Here is a 19,052-nt window from a genome sequence, read left to right on the forward strand (position 1 = left end):
TCTCCGTCCGATGAGATGAATATCCCCTCGCTGAATGGGAATTGAAAGTCGATTGAACTTTGCGGCGGAAAAACTTTGATTGTCAGGCGCTAGCCCGAGCGATCGGCGACCGGTTTCCAATCCTATTCGAACGGAGGATCGTTTTAGGCGATCTCTTCCAGCGGCAGTTCGGGCCGAGCAGCCTGTGCACGAAACCGCTTCACGGTCGCTTGGGTGTACGGCTTGGCAAGCACCGTCGACACGGTCACGAAATCGGCGGTCGCCTGCTCAGGCGTGAGCGTCAGCAGCGTGAAGCCCTTGGCGTCCTGGTCGCAGAACCGGACCTCACCCTTGTTCGCGTCTGCGATCAACGTTCCAATCCCCGGCAACAGCGATCCGTAGGACGGACTGGTGATCGCGGTGCAGCCGAATTCTACTGCGACCAGCTTGCCCGCGTCGTCGTGCAGATCGTTCGCCCAGGCGGCATGACTGTCACCCGACAGCACGATCGGCCGCGACTTCGCCCGCCGGAACGCCGCGTACAGACGCTCGCGGGCGGGCGGATAGCCATCCCAACTGTCGAGACCGAACGGCATGCCGGCTCGGTACGAAGCGATGCCCGCCGCCAGTCGCTCGCGCCACATCGCCGGCAGTTTCGCCATCGTCTCGCCGAATTTAACCGGCCCGAGTTGACGCTCCATGTCGGGCCCCGTGACCTTCGCCATCACGATCTGGTTGCCCAGCACCTGCCACGGTTTCCCCGCCGACACGGACGTTGCCATCGTCTTCTCGACCCAGGCGAGCTGTGCCGGCCCGAGCAGTTCGCGGTCAGGCCGCGCGCGTTCCGCCAGCATCGGCGCGTATTCTGCGGGTGTGATCGCCTCGCCCTTCGACACGACCTGATGACTGCGCGCGAGCAACCGGGTCTCGACCATCACCAGCGTCGCGAGATCGCCGAAATCGAAGCTGCGGTTGATTGCCGCCCAGGGCTGGCCGGGCTTGGGGTCGCGGATCGGCATCCATTCGAAATACGCCTGCATCGCCGCCGCCTTGCGCGCGTCCCAGTCGCCCTCGGTCTTTGGATCGTGGTTTTCGGCACCGTGCATCCAGTCGTCATTGGCGACCTCGTGATCGTCCCACACGCAGATGAACGCGGCGCGGGCGTGCGCGGCCTGCATGTCGACGTCGCGCTTCACCTGCGCGTGGCGCATCCGGTAGTCGGCGAGGCTGACGATCTCGTGCCGCGGCTCGACCAGCCGGCCGATCTTCTTGGCGATGTCGGCGCCGTACCCGTCGACGCCGTATTCGTAGATATAGTCGCCGAGGTGAAGCACGGCGTCGAGCCGGTCGAGCTTGGCGATCGCGTCATACGCATTGAACAGCCCGCCCGCGTAAAGCTGGCACGAGACGACGGCCATCACGACATTGGCGACCTTGCCCTTCGGCAGCGTCCGGAGCCGGCCGACCGGCGATCGCGTGCCGTCCGCGGCGTCGAACCAGTAGCGATATTCGCGGCCCGGCTGGAGCCCGGTCGCCTCCACCTTGGCGGTGAAGTCACGCGCGGCGCGGGCCTTGATCGTGCCCGAGCGGATCGGCTTGCCGCCTTCGGTCTCCGCGACGTGCCAGGTCAGCGCGATGTCGCCGGCCTGCGTCGCATCGACCGGTGTCGCCCGTGTCCAGAGAATGGCGCCGTCGACCGAAGGATCACCACTCGCCACCCCGTGATCGAAGCGCGCTTTCGCCGTACCTGCCGCTTGTGTCGCTACCGCGGGAAGCGCGAGCGTCGCGCCGGAGCCAGCGAGTTTAAGGGCATTCTTAAGCGCATCGCGGCGGTTGATCGTCATCGTCTCAGGCTTTCGTAACGGGTGTTGCCCGCCTGCTAGCCACGATCGAAGACACCCCGGCGGCAACGATGTGACAGCGCCGTTACGGAATAGTCATTTTGCTTTCATGAAGACGCCATCGAAACGTCACCTCGTCCCCCTAGTGCGGCGGCAACGACACGGGGGACTTAATGACACGTATCTTCACGCGGCTCGCAGTTGCGACGCTCGCCACGACCTGCTCGACCATGGCGCTCGCACAAGCCGGCACGCCAGCCACTGCCCAAGCCGAAACCGAGGCCGCAACGTCGGACGACGAGATCGTCGTCACCGCGCAGAAGCGCGAACAGCGGATCGAAGACGTCCCCATCACCGTCACCGCGCTCACCGGCGCCCGCATGGCGTCGATCGGCGTCAACTCGTTGAGCGAAGTCGCCGCCTATATTCCCGGCCTCCAGATCCAGGAGCAGAGCGCCAACAACCCCGGCTTCGTGATCCGCGGCATCACCTCGGATAACGGCTCGTCGCAGCAGGGCGCGCGCGTCACGCTCTATTACAACGGTATCGACATCAGCCGTTCGCGCGGCGCATATCAGGACCTGTTCGACCTCTCACGGATCGAAGTCGTGAAGGGTCCGCAGGCGACCTTGTTCGGCACCGCCGCCGCGGTTGGCGCGATCAGCCTCGTCTCTGCCAAGCCGGAGCCCGGCGTATCGGGCGCGATCAACGGCACGTACGGCAATTTCGACCGCACGCAGGTGTCTGGCTTCCTGAATGCGGGCAACGACGTGCTCGCCGGTCGCATCGCCTTCGCGTATAAATATCGCAAGGGCTACGTCCGCAACATTGCCGGCGACGCGAACGTGCCGAACCAGAACCAAGGCGGCGTCGACCAGGACGATCTGAACGGGCAGGACCAGCGCGGCATCCGCGGCTCGCTCCGCTATCGCCCGAGCGACAGCATCACCGCCGATCTCGTCCTGACCTATGACGGACAGCGCAACCCCGGCACCGCGTTCAAGAGCCGCGCGCACGCCCCGACCGGCGGCCAGACCGGCGACTATGGCTACGCGGAACTTTCGGGCTCGCCGTACAGCGCGACTGCACTCGGCGCGCGCAAGCTTGGTCTCGACCGCAACGTCTACGACGCGAACCTGACGATCACCGCGGACCTGTCGCCGGGGATCACTTTCACCACCGTCAACGGGTATCGCAAGTTCGACGCGCTCGAAGTGTTCGACGCCGATGGTGGGCCCGCCGCGTATCTCGAGTTCGCCGAAGACGCGAAGGGCGACCAGTGGAGCCATGAAAGCCGCTTTGCCTTCGAAGGGCCCAAGTATCGCGCCTCGGTGGGCTGGAACGCGTTCTTCGAGAACGGCTTCCAGCGCGTTCCGTTCGCGACCGAAGAGGGCACGTATCTCGCTTGCTCGGTCGCCGCTGCCTATGCGCCGATCCGCGCGGCACTGAACGGCGCGGGCATCCCGACGGGCACCGGATGCGTCGCACCGAACGGCACGGTTCCGGCGACGCGCGCGACCGCAGCGCTCACAGGTGGTCGTGCAACGGCAATACCTTACGCCGCGGAATTCACGAACTACGGCAACAACGACACCTACTCGGTGTTCGCCGATGCGACGTACATCCCGGTGCCGGCACTCGAACTGACCGTGGGTGCGCGGATCCTGATCGAGGATCGCCAGTCGGGCTATTCGTCGGTCCAGCCGAACTCGGTGATCCTGGCGGCACTCGGCATCCAGTCGAGTCTGCTCGGCACGGCCAACACCAACGGCAACAAGTTCGTCGCGGAGAAGAGCTTCACGGCGATCCTGCCGCGCTTCAACGCGCTGTTGAAGCTCAACGACGCGGTCAATCTCTACGCGACGATCAGCAAGGGGCGCCGTTCGCCGGTGGTCCAGCTAGCCGCTCAGCGCACCGCGTTCGGCGTCGGTCCCAACCTGCAGGTCGTACCGCAGGAGAACGTCTGGAACTACGAAGGCGGCATCAAGGGTCGCGTCGGCCCGTTCAGCGGCGCGGCATCGGTCTTCTACCAGACCTATGACGGCTTCCAGGTGTCGGTGACGAACAACGGCGTGACGACGACACAGAGCGCCGGATCGGCCAAGAACCTTGGCGTAGAGCTCGAAGGTAATCTGAAGCTCGCCTCGTATCTCTCGGTGTTCGGGACGTTTGCGTACATCGACGGCGGCATCGGCGACGAAGCGGCGAACGGCGTATTCGCCGGCAACCGCTTCCGCCTTCAGCCGGACACGACCGCGTCGGGCGGTGTGATCCTCCGCCTGCCGGTCGGCGGCGCGACGGTCTACGCCACGCCGAGCGTCACCTACCGCACCAAGGCGTTTTTCGAACTGCCGAACAACCCGGCCATCAGCACGCCCGGCTACACGCTGGTCAACGCTCGCGCCGGGGTCGAGTTCGCACAGGGTCGCTACAGCGTCGGCGGGTTCGTCCGGAACGCGACCAACAAGCGCTACCTGATCGACGCGGGCAACACCGGCGGCGGCTTCGGCATCCCGACCTACATCGCCGGCGAGCCGCGCTTCTACGGCGTCGAGCTGGGCGCAAAATTCTAACTCTCACGCATCGTTACACACCACGCAACCATCCCCGGGGGGACCAAGCATGACGTTCGAGACCATCTATACCGACGGCGATATCGACACCAATCCGACCGCCAACCCGCATATCAACGACCTGATCGAATCGCGGTACTCGCGTCGCCAGACCTTGATGGGCGGCATGTCCGCGACCGCCGCGGCGGTGTTCGGCGGCATGTTGCTGACCGGGTGCGACGACGACAATGACGGCAACGGCTCGAGCCCCGTCACGGTGACGGCGACAGCCGGCGGGAGCTCGACCGCGGGCCGCGTCGCGACGCTGACCGGCGCAGCGATCGGCCAGGTCGACAGCGTGACCTGGACCCAGACCGCCGGCCCCGCCGTCACGCTCGCCGGTGCCTCGACCGCCACCGCGACCTTCGTCGTACCGGGTGCTGCTGCCGGGACCGTCCTCAGCTTCCAGTTTACCGCAGTTTCGGCCAGCGGTTCGGTCAGCGCGACGACCAGCGTGACCGTCGGCGCGGCATCGCTCGGCTTCACGGCCGTTGCGAAGAGCCTCGCGGATGTCGTTGCAGTGCCTGCGGGTTATGCGGTGACAGTCTTGTACCGGCTCGGCGATCCGATCGGCAGCGGCGTCGGCGCGTATGCCAATGACGGTACCGACGCGACCTTCTCGAAGCGCGCGGGCGATCATCATGACGGCATGAGCTATTTCGGCATGTCCGCCACTGGAACGCCCGACGCGAACGGCAACACGCGCGGCCTGCTCGTGCTCAACCACGAGAACATCACCCAGGCCTATCTGCATCCGAACGGCCCGACCACGACCGCAGGCGCCCGTCCCGAAGCCGAAGTGCTGAAGGAGATGGAGTGCCACGGCGTATCGGTGATCGAGGTCAACCGCGCCGCCGCCTGGAGCTACACAACCGCGTCGTCCTTCAACCGCCGTATTACCCCGCTGACGCCGATGAGCTTCTCGGGCCCTGTGCGCGGTGCCGACAGCCTCAAGACGCGCTACTCGCCGGATGCCACCACGGGCCGCGGCACGATCAACAATTGCGCAAATGGTACAATGCCTTGGCACACGTACCTGACGAACGAAGAGAACTGGGTCGGCTATTTCAAGCGTGAGGTCGGCGACGCGGCGCGGCGCGCGGCAACTGGCCCCGTGGGCGTAAAGGCGAACACCTCGCTGACGCGCTACGGCAAGGGCGAGAGCAACACCGGCGGTAACTATGGCTGGTCGACGGTCACGCCAGCCGACGCGACCAGCACGATCTATTCGCGCTGGAACATAACCGCACAGGCCAGCGCGCCGGCCGACGGCACGGGCGATTTCCGCAACGAGATCTTCCAGTACGGCTGGGTTGTCGAGATCGACCCGTTCGACGCAGCCTCGACGCCGCGCAAGCGAACCGCACTCGGTCGTATGAACCACGAAGGCTGCCAGATCGGCCGTACGATCGCGGGCGTGAAGCCGGCCTTCTACATGGGCGACGACGCGCAGAACGAGTACATCTACAAGTTCGTATCGGCCACGCCGTGGTCGGCAGCGGATGCAACGGCTGCGAACCGTCTCGCGATCGGCGACAAGTATCTCGATGCGGGAACGCTTTACGTCGCGAAGCTCGCGGCGGATGGCAGCGGTCAGTGGCTCCCACTGGTGTTCGGCCAGGGCCCCCTCACCTCCGCAAACGGAGCCTATCCGTTCTCGAGCCAAGTCGATGTGCTGATCAACACGCGACTGGCAGCGGATGCGCTGGGTGCGACGCGCATGGATCGGCCGGAGTGGACGGCGGTGAACCCGGCAACCGGCGAGATGTATTGCACGCTCACCAACAACTCGTCGCGGACGGTGGCTACCGCGGACGCCTCCAACCCGCGCGCCTATGTCGATCCCAAGACCACGGGCGGCCAGACCACGGGTAACGCCAACGGCCACATCATCCGCCTGCGCGAGACCGGTGACACATCCGAGGCAACGACGTTCGCTTGGGACATCTATGCGTTCGGGGCCGGCTCCGATCTGGATGCAACCAACATCAACCTGTCGGGTCTCGATGCGACCAACGACTTCTCGTCGCCCGACGGCCTGTGGTTCGGCCTGCCGAGCAATGCTTCGGGGACGATCGCACCGGTGATGTGGATCGAGACGGATGACGGCGCATTCACGGACGTCACCAACTGCATGCTGCTCGCCTCGGTACCGGGGATCGTCAACGACGGCGGCACGCGGACGGTGACCAACACGATCGGTGCGGCAACCGGTTCGGTAACGACGCGGGTCGGCAAGGCACCGGGCGCGGCACTGCGCCGCTTCCTGGTCGGGCCGAAGGAGTGCGAGATCACCGGTATCCATACGACGCCGGACGGCCGGTCGCTGTTCGTGAATATCCAGCATCCGGGCGAGAATGGCGGGCCGACGAACATCACGAGCAGCTGGCCAGCCAACCAGACTGGTGCGGTGACGACGCCGTCACGGCCGCGGTCCGCGACGATCGTGATCACCAAGACCGATGGGGGTGTCGTGGGGCTTTAAGCCAGGCGAACTTCCGATCCTCCCCCGCAAGGGGGAGGATTGTAAATGATTTCGGCCTGTATTTGTGCACCGCCCCGGCGGAGGCCGGGGTCCAGTTGGGGAACGTCGCTCATTAGCGCTGTGCTTCGTTACCTCGGCTTTCCCAATTGGGCCCCGGCCTTCGCCGGGGTGGCGCATTCTCGTCAAATGGCGTCGTCTTCAAACGCATGCCACGTGTCTCTAACGAGCAGTCGCGAGCCTTAGACGGTCCCAGCCGGGATGCGCGCCAGCGCCTCCTGCTCGATCTTCTCCAGCTCGTCGCGGGTCTGGACAATCGCCTCGCGTTGCGCGTCGAGCAGGTCGATCCGCTGTCGGCACCGTTCGGCCAGCGCGCGCATCTGTTCCACATGCTGCGGGTCGGCGTCGTAGAGGTCGAGGAACTCCTCGATGTCGCGCAGCGTGAAACCCAACCGTTTCCCCCGCAAGATCAACTGCATCCGGGCGACTTCGCGCCGCGTGTAGACCCGTGTCGTACCGATCCGGCAGGGCTCGATCAGCCCCTTGTCCTCGTAGAACCGCAACGTTCGCGCGCTCACGCCGAGCATGCGCGAGACTTCCTGTATGCCGGTAAGATCGTCCTGTCGGTCGTTCACGCGTCCACTCCCCTCGCCTCCAACGCCGCCGCCTTTGCGGTCTCTTCAGCGACAAGTTCCTTTTTGGATAGCTTGCCGATCAGCGTCTTGGGGAGACTGTCGCGGATTTCGACCTCGCGGGGAAGCTCGATTTTGCTGATCTTGTCGCGGAGAAAATCGCGCAGTTCGAGCGGGGTAGCGACCGTACCTTCGGCCAGCACGACGAACGCTTTCGGCGCCTGGCCGCGGTATTTGTCGGGTACGCCGATGACGACGGCTTCGAGCACGGAGGGGTGTTCGTACAAGGCCTCCTCGATCACGCGCGGATAGACGTTGTAGCCGCCGGCGAGGATCAGGTCCTTGATCCGGTCGACGATGAACAAATAGCCGTCCGCGTCGAGATGCCCGACGTCACCGGTGCGCAGCGCACCATCCGCGAACAGGTCAGCGGTGGCGGCAGGCTTGTGCCAATAGCCCTGTGTGATCTGCGGCCCCCGCGCGCATATTTCGCCATTCTCACCGACCGGCAACAGCCGGGTCGGGTCCTCGCGGTCGCGGATCTCGATCGTGGTGCCTGGGAACGGCAAGCCCGCCGAACCCGGCTTGATCAGCCCGTCGATCGGGTTGCAGGTGATGATTGGCGAGGCTTCTGACAGGCCATAGCCTTCGACCAGCTTGGAGCCCGTAGCGGCCTCGAACGCGATCCGCACTTCCGCTGGCAGCGGTGCGCCACCCGAGATGCAGGCGTGGATCGAGGACAGGTCGATCTTCTGCGTCTCCGCCGCCGTGGTGATCGCCGCGTAGATCGTCGGCACCGCGGGGAAATAACTCGGCTTGGTCCGGTCGATCGTCTTGAGCAGTTGCTGCAATTCGAAGCGCGGCAGCAGGATCATTTCTGCGCCGGTGCGGATCGAGTAGGTCAGCACGGTGGTCAGTGCGAAGACGTGGAACAGCGGCAGCGCGCCGAGCACGCGGTCCTGGTGCGGCTGTTCGCCCCCGACGAACACGACCATCGCATCCGCGTTCGCGACGAGGTTGGCGTGGCTGAGCATCGCCGCCTTGGGCTCGCCGGTCGTCCCGCCGGTATACTGCAGTACCGCAACCTCGTCAGGGGAAACGGTAACGGGGGACGGCCCACCCTTCGCCTTGAGCAGCGCGTCGAACGTGGAATGGCGTGCGTCAGTCGGTGCCCGACCGATCTCGGCGCGCTTGAAAATGCGGTAAGCAATCGACTTCAGCGTCGGCAGGGCACCGGCGATCGGGCAGGTGATGACGTGCTTCACGCCCATCTGCCCCGCGACCTTCAGCACGCGCGCGTGGATCTCGGTGATGTCGCAGGTGGCGATGATCGTCGCGCCCGAATCCTCGAGCAGATGCGCAAGCTCGCGCTCGACATAGAGCGGGTTGACGTTGACGACGACGCCGCCCGCCTTGAGGATCGCGAAGAACAGGATCGGATAGTAGGGCGTGTTCGGCAGGCACAGCGCGACGCGCGTCCCCTTCACGACGCCCATGTCCTGGAGTCCCCGCGCCGCCCGACCTACCGACTCGCCGAGCTCGGCATATGTCAGCGTCCGGCCCATGAAATCGAGCACGTTGCGTGATCCGAACCGCCGCACCGACAGGTCGAGCATGTCGCCCAGCAGCCGCGGCTCGCCCAGCAACGGGACGCCGATCGCCTTGCCCCCGAAAGTGTCCTGCATCTCGCTCTCCATTGCTCAGTGTGCGTAAGCCATATTGTCGGCCGCTTCACCTTGACGTAAAGGTGAGGTATCGCACCTTAAGGGTAACCCGCAAGCGTTAACCGGGTCGACCGCAATATGAGAGGATCATCGTGACCAACGTCGTCATCGCCGGGTACGCCCGTTCGCCGTTCCACCTCGCCGGCAAGGGCGAACTCGCCCGTGTCCGTCCGGACGATCTCGCCGCGCAGACGATTCGCGGGTTGCTCGACAAGACCGGCGTGGATCCGGCCGAGATCGAGGACATCATCCTCGGATGCGCGTTCCCCGAAGGCGAGCAGGGTCTCAACGTCGCCAAGCTGATCGCACAGATCGCCGACCTGCCGATCTCGGTCGGCGGTATGACGGTCAACCGCTTTTGCGGCTCGTCGATGAGCGCGATCCACATCGCCTACGGCCAGATCGCGGTGGGCGCAGGCGAGGCGTTCATCTGCGCCGGCCTCGAATCGATGAGCCGCGTGCCGATGGGCGGCTATAACCCCCTCCCCAACCCCGAGCTCGCGAAGAAGAGCGCCGGCGCGTACATGGGCATGGGCGAGACCGCCGAGAACGTCGCGCGCAACTATCAGATCACGCGCGCCGAACAGGACGCGTTCGCGGTGAAGAGCCAGGACAAGGCCGCCGCGGCGCGCGCCGATGGCCGGCTGTCGGACGAGATCGTGACGATCCAGACCAAGGCAGGCCCGGTCAGCCAGGACGGCACGATCCGCGCCGGCACGACCACCGAAGCGCTCGCCGGCCTGAAGCCCGCGTTCAGCGCGGATGGCTCGGTGACCGCGGGCACCTCGTCGCCGCTGACCGATGGCGCGTCTGCGGTGCTGGTGACTTCCGAGGAATTCGCGAAGAAGCACGGCCTGACGATCCTCGCGCGGATCAAGTCGATCGGCGTGTCGGGTTGCGCGCCCGAGACGATGGGGCTCGGCCCGATCGGTGCGTCGAAGAAGGCGCTGGAGCGGGCCGGAATCACCGTCGCGGACCTCGACGTGGTCGAGATCAACGAGGCGTTCGCGAGCCAGGCGATCGCCTGCATCCGCGACCTCGGCCTGAAGGACGAGACGATCAACCTCGATGGCGGTGCGATCGCGATCGGTCATCCGCTCGGCGCGACCGGCGCGCGGATCGTCGGCAAGGCGGCCGCGCTGCTGGCGCGCGAGGGCGGCCGCTATGCGCTGGCGACCCAGTGCATCGGCGGCGGTCAGGGCATCGCTACGGTGCTGGAGCGCGCATGATGGTCGACGCTGTGAATAAGGTCTGCGTCATCGGCGCGGGCGTGATGGGTGCGGGCATCGCCGCGCAGATCGCCAATGCCGGCATCCCGGTGCTGCTGCTCGACATCGTGCCGCGCGACCTGCCCGAGGGCGGCGACCGCGATGCGGTGGCCAAGGGCGCGGTCGCCAAGATGCTCAAGACCGACCCTGCCCCCTTCATGTCGACGCGCGCGGCCAAGCTGGTCGAGACGGGCAACATTGACGATCATCTGGGTCGCGTCGCCGAGTGCGACTGGATCGTCGAGGCGATCGTCGAACGGCTCGACATCAAGCAGGCGCTCTACGCCAAGCTCGAGGCGCTCAAGCGTCCCGGCACCGCGGTGTCGTCGAACACCTCGACGATCCCGCTCGGCAACCTCGTCGAGGGGCGCTCGGACCAATTCAAGGCCGACTTCCTGATCACGCACTTCTTCAACCCGCCGCGCTACATGCGGCTGGTCGAGATCGTCCGCGGCGTGGCAACCGACGTCGCGGTCGCCGAGAAAGTCGAAGATTTCGTCGATCGCTTCATGGGCAAACGGATCGTCCGCGCGAAGGACACGCCGGGCTTTATCGCCAACCGCATCGGCACATACTGGCTGGCGATCGCGATCAACGCGGCGATGGACCAGGGGCTGACCGTCGAGGAAGCCGACCAGATCGGTGGCCGTCCGATGGGCGTGCCGAAGACCGGGATCTTCGGGCTGGTCGACCTCGTCGGCGTCGATCTGATGCCGCTGCTGTCGAAGAGCCTGTCGTCCACGCTGCCCGCTGGCGATCCGTATTTCGATACGGTCCGCCCGCTGCCGCTGGTCGACAAGATGATTGCGGAAGGGTTCACCGGCCGCAAGGGCAAGGGCGGGTTCTACCGCTTCGACAAGGCAACACGCACCAAGCTGTCGCTGGACCTCGCAACTGGTGAATATCGTGCGGAAGCCAAGCCGACTGAGTTGCCCGGCAAGACCGGCAAGGACCTCGCCGCGCTGATCGCGGAGCCGGGCAAGATCGGTACCTATGCGTGGACGATTCTCGGCAGTGTGCTGTCCTACGCGGCGATGCTCGTCGGCGAGGCGGCGGACGATGTCGTCGCGATCGATGACGCGATGAAGCTCGGCTACAACTGGAAATACGGTCCGTTCGAGCTGATCGACCGGATGGGTCCCGGCGTGCTCGCCGCGCGCCTCGCCGAGGAAGGTCGCGACGTTCCTGCTATCCTGACGACCGCGGGCGATCGTCCATTCTACCGCGTCGAGAACGGCCAGCGTCAGTATCTTACCGCGACCGGTGAGTATGCCGACGTGCCGCGCGCGGACGGTGTCGAGCTGCTGGAGGACATCAAGCTCCGTTCGCAGCCGATCCTCACGAACCTGTCGGCGTCGCTCTGGGATGTCGGCGACGGCGTCGCGGCACTCGAATTCCACACCAAGATGAACGCGCTCGACGATCAGGTCGTGGCGCTGATCAACGAGGCGATCCCAGTCGTCCGCGAGCGCTTCAAGGCGCTGGTGGTGTATAATGAGGCGTCGAACTTCTCGGCGGGCGCGAACCTCGGCGCGGCGATGTTCGCGGTCGGCGCGGGCCTGTGGGACATGGTCGAGGCCAGCGTCGCAGGCGGGCAGCAGGCGTACAAGGCGCTCAAATACGCGCCCTTCCCGGTCGTCAGCGCACCCGCCGGGCTCGCGCTAGGTGGCGGGTGTGAGATACTGCTCCACTCGGACGCGGTGCAGGCGCATGCCGAGACCTATGCAGGGCTCGTCGAGTGCGGCGTTGGGCTGGTTCCGGGCTGGGGCGGCAATGGCGAGATGCTCGATCGCTGGACCAAGTCGCGCACGCTGCCGAACGGACCGATGCCGGTGCTGACCAAGGTGTTCCAGGCGGTCTCCACCGCGCAGGTCGCCAAGTCGGCGGCGGAGGCGAAGGAGATGATGATCCTGCGCAAGGCCGACGGCATCACGATGAACCGCGACCGATTGCTCGCGGATGCGAAGGCTAAGGCGCTGTCGCTGGTCGAGGGCTATGCGCCGCCTGAGAAGCCGACCTTCCGCCTAGCAGGCGCGAGCGGGCGGACGGGGCTCAACATGGCGGTCTCGGACTTCCACAAGAAGGGCATGGCGACCGACTACGACCTCGTCGTCGCGGATCGCCTCGCCGAGGTGCTGACCGGTGGCGAGGCCGATCTGGTCGACACCGTGACCGAGGACCAGTTGCTCGACCTGGAGCGCGCGGCGTTCATGGCGAGCGTGAAGGATCAGCGGACGCAAGCGCGAGTCGTGCACATGCTGCAGACCGGCAAGCCACTGCGGAACTAAGACTGTTCCCCCGCGCAAGCGGGGGCCCAGGCTCAAGCAGCGCTGCGTTCGTGATCCTGGGCCCCCGCCTGCGCGGGGGCACACCGTGCATGTGAACACTTTTTCACCGCCGGAAATCAGTAAGAAGACTTGACTTGTCTTCGTACAATTCTAGTCGGGACCAATAACTGCCGTATACGGCAACAAGGTCGCGGTAACGTCGCCGACTTTACGAGATTTTAGCGACCGTACGCATACGGCGCGCCCAACGACACTAGGAGAGGATAGAAGATGTCCCTGTTGATCGCCACCGCCCTGCTCGCCGGCGCGTCCGCCACGCCCGAGACCGTCATCGGCCGCTGGAAGACCGAGACTCACAACGCCATCGTCGAGATCGCTCATTGCGGCCCTTCGATCTGCGGCAAGATCCTCACCTCCGACGCGCTGCGCGCCAATCCTTCGATGAAGGACGCGAACAATTCCAACACCGCGCTGCGCAATCGCCCGATCCAGGGCCTGCAGATGCTCAGCGGCTTCAAGTCGGACTCGGACGGTGTCTGGAGCAGTGGCCAAGTCTACAATGCCGAGGACGGCAAGACCTATAGCGGCAAGATCACGCCGCTCGGTGCGAACCAGTTGAACTTGCGCGGCTGCGTCTTCTTCCCGCTTTGCAAGACCCAGACCTGGACGCGCGTGCGCTGAGGCGCGGCTTCCACCTCCTTATTATCAGTATAGCTTTCAGGATCTTATCCATGACGTTTCGCACCAAAGCTCCGCTTCTCGCGGTATCCGCGCTCGTGTCCGCCTTCGGTTTCGCCAGCACAGCCTACGCCGACGCCTTCTATCTCCAGGCGCAGTCCGCGCGTGGCGCCGGTCGCGCATTCTCGGGTGAAGGCGCCGATACCGGCCCTGACTCGCTGTGGTGGAATCCCGCCGCGATCGCCGGCATCCGTGACGGCAGCGCGACGCTGAGCGCAAGCGCGATCCTGCCCAAGGGCGACGTCGTCGATACCGGCACGCTCATCGGTCGCCCGACCTTCTCGCCGACGACCGGCCGGCCAACCGGGTTCAACTATGTGCCGGTCGGCGGCAACGGCACCTCGAGCGATCCGATCAACAAGGGCGTCGTTCCGTCGGGCGCGATCGCCTATCCGCTGACCGACCGGATCGCGATCGGCGTGGCGGTAACGTCGCCGTTCAGCTTCACCACCAATTACGAAGCCAACAGCTGGGCACGCTACAGCGCGGACAAGACGCGGCTGCGGACGATCGACATTCAGCCCTCGATCGGCGTTGCAGTGACCGACTGGCTGCGCGTCGGTGGTGCGCTGAACGTCGAATATACCGACGCGACGCTCAACAACGCGCTTCCCAACCTGTCCGCGGCGCTGCCCGACGGCTTCCAGGAACTGAAGGGTGACGGCTGGGACTTCGGCTGGACCGCAGGCGTTCAGTTGCACAACGACTTCGCGACCGTCGGCGTCAGCTACAAGTCGAGCATCCGCCACAATCTGAAGGGCAGCCTGAACATCACCGGGCTGGTCGGCCCGCTGGCAAGCTCGAACGTCTCGATCGACGGCGCCAAGGCGAGCTTCAACACGCCGGGCCAGGTAATCGTCGCTGGCCGCATCCGTGCCACCAACGCGCTGACGCTCAACGCACAGGTCGTCGCGTATAACTGGAGCAAGTTCGACACGATCGATCTCGGCGCCCCGCTGAACACCGCGATCCCCGAAAACTACCAGGACAGCTGGAGCCTCGCGGGCGGCTTCGACTACGCCGTTACCCCCAAGGCGACGATCCGCGCGGGTGTCCAGCGCACCAAGACGCCGACGCAGGACGGCTTGCGCGACGCCCGCGTACCCGACGCCGACCGCTGGACCTATGCGGCGGGTGGGTCGTACCAGCTGACCTCGCGCATCGCGCTTGATGCCGCCGCGCAATACGTCGACTTCGAGAACACCACGATCGACCGCAGGACGGCGGCCTATGTCGGGACCGCCGCACAGACGAACATCCTGACCTCGGGCGCACTGCGCGATGCGTCCGCCGTCGTGCTGTCGCTCGGTGGCCGGCTGAGCTTCTAAAAACGCCTCACGATCCTCCCCCGCCCAGGGGGAGGATCTATACCTCGACCAACCTCAAGCCCTCGGCATAGACGCGCTGCTTGGCCGCATAGGCTGCAGCCGACATCTTCAGTCCGACGATCGTTTCCGGGGAGAGTTCGCGCACCGCCTTGGCCGGCGAACCGACGATCAGGCTCCCCGCGGGAAACACCTTCCCCTCGGTCACGAGCGCGTTCGCTCCGATCAGGCAATTCTCGCCGATCACCGCGTTGTTGAGGATCGTCGCGCCCATCCCGACGAGGACGTTGTTGCCAATCGTGCAGCCGTGAAGGATCGCGTGATGGCCGATCGTGCAGCCTTCGCCGATGGTCAGCGGCGCGCCGGGATCGGAGTGCAGCATCGCGCCCTCCTGGATGTTGGTCCGCGGGCCGACGAAGATCGGCGTATTGTCCGCGCGTATAACCGCCCCGAACCAGACGCTAGCCCCCTCCCCCAGCCGCGCGTCGCCGATCACGTCGGCGGACGGCGCGACCCAGACGTCGTCGGCCAGCATCGGTCGTCTACCCTCGATCGCATAGAGTGGCATCAGGCGGCGTCCCTTTCCTTGGCCCGCGCGCGGAACGCGTGGAGCAGCGGCTCGGTATAACCGCTCGGCTGCGTCAGGCCATCGAACACGAGCGCGCTGGCGGCCTGGAACGCGAGGCTCTCGTCCTCATGGCCCGCCATCGGCCGGTAGAGCGGATCGCCCGCATTCTGCGCATCGACCTTCGCCGCCATTCGTCGCAGCGCTGCATCCGCCTCGTCGGGGGTGGCGATACCGTGGAGCAGCCAGTTCGCCATGTGCTGCGAACTGATCCGCAGCGTCGCGCGATCCTCCATTAGGCCGATGTCATGGATGTCCGGCACCTTCGAGCAGCCGACGCCCTGGTCGACCCAGCGTACGACATAGCCGAGGATCCCCTGCGCGTTGTTCTCCAGCTCCTCGCGCACCTCGTCCGGCTGCCAGTTGTGGCCGGCCGCGACGGGGATCGTCAGCAGAGCATCGAGCGACGCGACGGGTTCCGCCTTCCGCTCCGCCTGTCGCGCGAACACGTCGACGCGGTGGTAGTGCGTCGCGTGGAGCGTCGCGGCGGTCGGCGACGGCACCCAAGCGGTGTTCGCGCCGGTCATCGGATGCGCAATCTTCTGCTCGAGCATGTCGGCCATCCGGTCCGGCGCGGCCCACATGCCCTTGCCGATCTGCGCCTTGCCGCTGAGCCCGCAGGCGAGCCCGATCTGGACGTTGCGATCCTCATACGCCTTGATCCACGACGAGGCCTTCATGTCGCCCTTGCGGATCATCGGGCCGGCACGCATCGAGGTGTGCATCTCGTCGCCGGTGCGATCGAGGAAGCCGGTGTTGATGAACACCACGCGGTCCTTGACCGCGGCTATACACGCGGCGAGATTGGCGGAGGTGCGGCGCTCCTCGTCCATCACGCCGACCTTGATCGTGTGGCGCGCGAGCCCGAGCAGATCCTCGATCGCATCGAACAGCCGGTTGGTGAAGGCGGCTTCGTCGGGGCCGTGCATCTTCGGCTTGACGATGTAGATCGAGCCCGCGCGGCTGTTGCGGATCGCGCCCGCGCCCTTCAGATCGTGCAGCGCGATCAACGACGTGACGATGCCGTCGAGGATGCCTTCGGGTGCCTCGCTGCCGTCGGCAAGTAAGATCGCGGGCGTGGTCATCAGGTGTCCGACGTTGCGCACGAACATCAGGCTGCGGCCGGGGAGCGTGAACGCGCTGCCATCGAGGGCGGTGTACTGTCGGTCCGGTTCGAGCGCCCGCGTAACCGTGCGGCCGCCCTTGTCGAAGCTGGCGGTCAGGTCGCCCTTCATCAGCCCGAGCCAGTTGGCGTAGGCGGCGACCTTGTCGTCGGCATCCACGGCGGCGATCGAGTCCTCGAGATCGGCGATCGTGCTGAGCGCGGATTCGAGCACAACGTCGGCCAGGTTTGCGCGATCGTCGCGGCCGATCGGATGCTGAGAGTCGATTACCAGTTCTATGTGCAGGCCGTTGTGACGCAAGAGGATATTGTCGTTGGCATGGCCAACGAGCTGGCTAGGATCGGCAAGCTCAGGCGTGCCGCCGGTCCAGTCGGTCCACGAACCGTTCGCCAACGGCACGGCATCGTCGAGGAAGGCCTTCGCCCAGGCAATTACCTGCGCGCCTCGGGCGGCGTCGTAGCCCTTGCCGGACGCCGTGCCCGGAATTGCATCGGTGCCGTAGAGTGCGTCGTACAGGCTTCCCCACCTTGCATTCGCCGCGTTCAGCAGAAAGCGGGCGTTGAGAATCGGCACCACCAACTGCGCGCCGGCGAGCGAGGCAACCTCCGCATCGACGTTGGTCGGGGCGACCGCGAACGGCGCCGGCTCGTCGACCAGATAGCCGATCTCGCGCAGGAACGCCTGGTACTGGGCCTGCTCGATCGGCTTGCCGGCGCCGGCTTCGTGCCAGGCGTCGATCTTAGCCTGGAGGTCGTCGCGGACGGTCAGCAGTCTGGCATTCTCGGGGGCGAAGCGGGCGTAAATATCGGACACGCCCCGCCAGAACGGCGCTGCATCGAGACCCGTCCCAGGCAACGCCTGCGTCTCGATGAAGTCCACCAGCGATGCGGCGACCTTCAGGCCTGCCTTTTCGATCATCTTGGCCATGCTGCTCTCCTATGCTCTGCCGGCACGATAGACGCGCGCCACCTTCGCCACTAGACACTATAAACCGAAAGCTGTTGATCGCCTGGAGAACGAATGGATCCCGACATCGTCCTCTTCGCCGAAGTTGTCCGCACCGCCAGCCTCAGCGCGGCGGGGCGTTCCATGGGTATCTCGCCAGCGATGGTGTCGAAACGCATCGCGCGGCTGGAGGCCAGGCTGGGCGTGCGGTTACTCAACCGCACGACGCGCCGGCTGGACCTCACCGCACGCGGCGCCGCGTATCACCGCGACATGGTCGAGATCCTCGCCGCGATCCGCGACGCGGAGGCGCGCGTGTCGGACCGTACGGATACGCCGGCCGGACCACTACGGGTCAGCGCACCTACGTCGTTCGGTCGCCTCCACATCGCGCCGCACCTCAAGCCGTTCCTCGACGCCTATCCGGCGATCGAACTCGATCTCGACCTGTCGGACGGATTCTCGGATGTGATCGGCGATCGGCTGGACCTCGCGATCCGGATAGCTCCAGCCGTGCCGCCAAGTCTGACCGGTCATCGCCTAGCCGACAGCCGTCGCGTCCTCTGCGCTGCTCCGAGCTACAGCGCGCCGTGCGACGCGGCCGATCTTACGGAACACCGCCTGCTTGCAGCGAAAGGCCAGATGCCGTGGCGCCTGGCCGGACCCGATGGCGACGTGACGATCGATCGACCGAGCTATGTCGCAACCAACTCCAGCGAGGTGGTGCGCGAACTCACGCTGGCCGGCGTCGGCATCGCGCTACGCTCGCTATGGGATGTCAGCGCGGACCTTTCGAGCGGCCGCCTCGTCCGCATCCTGCCGGAACTGGCCGGGTCTGCGGACGTCGGAATTTATGCAGTCCATGCGCGCGGGCCGGTTTCGTCGGGCACCACAGCGCTGCTCGATTACCTGCGCGGCCTCTGGTCGCCGATGCCACCGTGGGAGTCTTGAACGAGGTCGATCGTCACCGCATCGATCCGTCTCAGCATCGCCACGAACTGCTCGACCTCCGCCCCTGAGAACCCGGCGAAGATTCGCTGCTCCAGATCGAGCGCCTTCGGTGCGACTGACGCATAGAGCGTGTGGCCGTCGTCGGTCAGCCTCAGCAGGTGCGAGCGGCGATCCTCCGGGTTCGCATGCCGCTGCATCAGCCCGCGTTCGACCAGCGCAATCGCCGCGCGGCTGACGGTCACCTTGTCCATCCGGGTCTGCTGGCCGACCTGCTGCTGCGTGATTCCATCAGCCTCGGCGACCACAGCGACCAGCCGCCACTCCGGGATCGTCAACCCGAACAGCGCCTCGTACGTATCCGCCACCGCCTCACTGACGAGGTTCGAGGTGATCGACAGGCGGTACGGGATGAAATCGTCCAGGACGAGTGCGCGGTCAGCCATACCGAAATCGTAACGATTGACACCAGTTGTTCAACCCGCCAGATTGGTAACAACGGATACCAACTGTCAGGATGT

General features: G+C 65.7%; 13 protein-coding genes. 7 read left to right on the top strand and 6 right to left on the bottom strand.

Going from position 1 to position 19,052, the window contains the following annotated elements:
• Positions 1-143: 143 nt before the first annotated feature.
• Entirely contained in the window at positions 144-1,823 is a 1,680-nt protein-coding gene (locus C8J39_RS10090; protein ID WP_120300299.1) for an alkaline phosphatase, read from the bottom strand.
• Between the two features lie 170 nt (positions 1,824-1,993).
• Between C8J39_RS10090 and C8J39_RS10095 the strand changes: the two genes are divergently transcribed.
• Together C8J39_RS10095 and C8J39_RS10100 are read left to right on the top strand one after the other, a co-directional pair.
• Positions 1,994-4,393: a TonB-dependent receptor gene (locus C8J39_RS10095; RefSeq protein ID WP_243649857.1), complete on the top strand. Its 2,400-nt coding sequence runs from the start codon at positions 1,994-1,996 to the stop codon at positions 4,391-4,393.
• 49 nt (positions 4,394-4,442) lie between these two features.
• Positions 4,443-6,917, top strand: coding sequence for a PhoX family phosphatase (locus C8J39_RS10100; protein ID WP_120300300.1), 2,475 nt, complete (start codon positions 4,443-4,445; stop codon positions 6,915-6,917).
• Positions 6,918-7,156: 239 nt separating this feature from the next.
• Here C8J39_RS10100 and C8J39_RS10105 read toward each other — a convergent pair whose 3' ends face one another.
• Both C8J39_RS10105 and C8J39_RS10110 read right to left on the bottom strand, forming a co-directional pair.
• Positions 7,157-7,549 carry a MerR family DNA-binding transcriptional regulator gene (locus C8J39_RS10105; RefSeq protein ID WP_120300301.1) on the bottom strand — a complete coding sequence of 131 codons (393 nt, stop codon included), beginning with the start codon at positions 7,547-7,549 and terminating at the stop codon, positions 7,157-7,159.
• Positions 7,546-9,231, bottom strand: a complete 1,686-nt coding sequence (locus C8J39_RS10110; RefSeq protein WP_243649859.1) for a long-chain fatty acid--CoA ligase — start codon at positions 9,229-9,231, stop codon at positions 7,546-7,548. Before C8J39_RS10110 ends, C8J39_RS10105 begins: the two co-directional genes overlap by 4 nt.
• Before the next feature lie 131 nt (positions 9,232-9,362).
• Between C8J39_RS10110 and C8J39_RS10115 the strand changes: the two genes are divergently transcribed.
• From C8J39_RS10115 to C8J39_RS10130, 4 genes are all read left to right on the top strand, one after another.
• Positions 9,363-10,499 carry a thiolase family protein gene (locus C8J39_RS10115; protein ID WP_120300302.1) on the top strand — a complete coding sequence of 379 codons (1,137 nt, stop codon included), beginning with the start codon at positions 9,363-9,365 and terminating at the stop codon, positions 10,497-10,499.
• Positions 10,499-12,826: a 3-hydroxyacyl-CoA dehydrogenase/enoyl-CoA hydratase family protein gene (locus C8J39_RS10120; protein WP_120300530.1), complete on the top strand. Its 2,328-nt coding sequence runs from the start codon at positions 10,499-10,501 to the stop codon at positions 12,824-12,826. The genes C8J39_RS10115 and C8J39_RS10120 overlap by 1 nt, the downstream gene beginning before the upstream one ends.
• Before the next feature lie 270 nt (positions 12,827-13,096).
• Positions 13,097-13,507 (top strand): DUF2147 domain-containing protein, encoded by a 411-nt coding sequence (locus C8J39_RS10125; RefSeq protein WP_120300303.1) that lies wholly within the window; start codon positions 13,097-13,099, stop codon positions 13,505-13,507.
• A gap of 50 nt (positions 13,508-13,557) precedes the next feature.
• Entirely contained in the window at positions 13,558-14,892 is a 1,335-nt protein-coding gene (locus tag C8J39_RS10130) for an OmpP1/FadL family transporter (RefSeq protein WP_120300304.1), read from the top strand.
• Positions 14,893-14,929: 37 nt separating this feature from the next.
• On the opposite strand, the gene C8J39_RS10135 is transcribed toward C8J39_RS10130, so the two are convergent.
• Both C8J39_RS10135 and C8J39_RS10140 read right to left on the bottom strand, forming a co-directional pair.
• Positions 14,930-15,457, bottom strand: a complete 528-nt coding sequence (locus C8J39_RS10135; RefSeq protein ID WP_120300305.1) for a gamma carbonic anhydrase family protein — start codon at positions 15,455-15,457, stop codon at positions 14,930-14,932.
• Positions 15,457-17,565 carry a malate synthase G gene (locus tag C8J39_RS10140; RefSeq protein ID WP_243649861.1) on the bottom strand — a complete coding sequence of 703 codons (2,109 nt, stop codon included), beginning with the start codon at positions 17,563-17,565 and terminating at the stop codon, positions 15,457-15,459. Before C8J39_RS10140 ends, C8J39_RS10135 begins: the two co-directional genes overlap by 1 nt.
• Positions 17,566-17,658: 93 nt before the next feature.
• On the opposite strand from C8J39_RS10140, the gene C8J39_RS10145 reads away from it, so the two are divergent.
• Positions 17,659-18,534: a LysR family transcriptional regulator gene (locus tag C8J39_RS10145; protein WP_120300306.1), complete on the top strand. Its 876-nt coding sequence runs from the start codon at positions 17,659-17,661 to the stop codon at positions 18,532-18,534.
• Here C8J39_RS10145 and C8J39_RS10150 read toward each other — a convergent pair.
• On the bottom strand, positions 18,489-18,977 hold the full coding sequence (locus tag C8J39_RS10150; RefSeq protein WP_165895175.1) for a MarR family winged helix-turn-helix transcriptional regulator: 489 nt from the start codon (positions 18,975-18,977) through the stop codon (positions 18,489-18,491). The genes C8J39_RS10145 and C8J39_RS10150 overlap by 46 nt on opposite strands.
• Positions 18,978-19,052 lie beyond the last annotated feature (75 nt).

The sequence above is a fragment of the Sphingomonas sp. PP-CC-1A-547 genome (genome assembly GCF_003610375.1).
GTDB lineage: Bacteria > Pseudomonadota > Alphaproteobacteria > Sphingomonadales > Sphingomonadaceae > Sphingomonas.